Raw genomic sequence first — 1728 nt, 5'->3', positions numbered from 1 at the left:
ACGTCAGGCTGTGAAAAAACTCCGTTTTTCACTTAATTAAGGCAAAAACAATCATTCTACACTTCAAAAGAAGCACGCTAAACAAGCTTATTTTTTATGCTGCAATTGCTAGGTTCAGCCCGAATAAGTCGTTAAAAAGCCTTAAATACACCCTTTTTAAAACAAAAACATCTTTGGTTTTGTAAGGTGACTTCCAGTTCTTGAGTTTGTCAATTAAATCCGGTACGCCCAGTATATTTATCGTGCGTTTTATGTTGTACACGAGCATAATTAAACTGTGTTCGCCATTTACTTTTTCGAGTCCCGTTAAATTCGTGTGATTGTAGCCCCATTGTCTCTTTATCGTACCAAAGATATGCTCGTTTATCTCCTGCCGTGTGCGATACAATTGCGGATTTTCTCGGTAGCGTTGGTTGTTCTCCTCTATGGCATCAGCATATTCGCTGCGGTCAATCTCGCGTCCGCCGGCTCTACTGGTACACAGGTGTTTTACGGGACATTCCTTGCAAGAGGGTGTTCGGTATTTCTTGAATTGATACCCGCTTTGTTCGGTTCGTCCACTTTTTTTATGCCATCTTCCTGTAGTTTTTAAAGTTGCTCCTTGGGGACAAGTATAGGTGTCATCGGCTTTATTGTAAATGAATTTGGCTACCAAATATTCGGGTTTCGTGACACTTTCTTTGCTTATGCCTGGCGTAGGGTGCGCTACAATGGTGGTAATGTTATGGTCTTTGCAGTAGGCAATTTCCCTTCCATTATGGTAGCCTTTATCTACCAAAGTGGTAAAAGTGTCTACACCCAAGTTTTCTTTTGCCTCCAGCGCAATAGCACTTAAGGCGTTAAGATCATTGCGATTTATGGTGTGGGTAGCAACCACTAAATTGTGTTTATTATCCACTGCTGCTTGGATATTGTAACTGATCTCAACTACCACTCCTTGAACCAGAAGCGCGCGTGCATCTTCGTCGGTGGTGCTTATTTGGGGTTCTCCGCTGGCTTTAAGCTTTGCTTCTAGAAGTTCATATCCTATTTTATTGTGTTTTAATCGCTCTATCTTTTCTTGGATTTTAGATACGGTAATGCTACTATCTTCTACATCGTTTTGGTCTAATTGTGTTAAATATTCTTGGGTTTTTTCTTCGATGTAAGCCAAGTGACGTTCTATTTTCTTTTGATTGAAATTGGCTTTTTTGCTGTTATGCGCACGACTTTTGGTGCCATCGATTGCAATTACTTCTCCCGATATCAAATCGGCATCTTTAAGGAAACTTACAAAGAGTTTGAATAGGTTTTTTAATCCCGATGGGTTTTGCTTTCTAAAGTCGGATATACTGTGGTAGTTGGGAATGATTCCGCATAAAAGCCACTGTAATTCTTTATTCCTTTGACATTCTTTCTTGAGCTTTCTGGAACTTCGCAGACCATTTAAATAACCGTATAAATAGATTTTTAGAAAAACTTTTGTATCAAAGCTCGGGCGACCTTCCGTCTTTAAGGTTTGAATAGAAAAACCTAAAGTGTGTAATGATACCGCTTCGACAAAAGCATCAATAAAACGAACGGGGTTTTCTGGTAAAATAGTATCTTCTAAACTAGAAAAAACCATCTGATTGCGCGCAATTCCTGTGATGTGTTGCATCATTAAATATACAACTTTTCTGTCTAATAATTAGATTATTTGTTTATATTTGATAGAATTAAACGGAGGTTTTTTCACAGACTGACGTT

General features: G+C 38.8%; 1 protein-coding gene. It reads right to left on the bottom strand.

Annotated elements, in window-relative coordinates; genetic code table 11:
* Nucleotides 1-94 precede the first annotated feature (94 nt).
* On the bottom strand, nt 95-1642 hold the full coding sequence (locus tag BMW63_RS17675) for an IS1182 family transposase (protein ID WP_245745023.1): 1548 nt from the start codon (nt 1640-1642) through the stop codon (nt 95-97).
* Nucleotides 1643-1728 lie beyond the last annotated feature (86 nt).

This window comes from Flavobacterium frigoris, from assembly GCF_900111075.1.
Lineage (GTDB): Bacteria > Bacteroidota > Bacteroidia > Flavobacteriales > Flavobacteriaceae > Flavobacterium > Flavobacterium frigoris.
The sequence above is the reverse complement of the archived record's forward strand: the minus strand, read 5'-3'. Positions and strand labels throughout refer to the sequence as shown.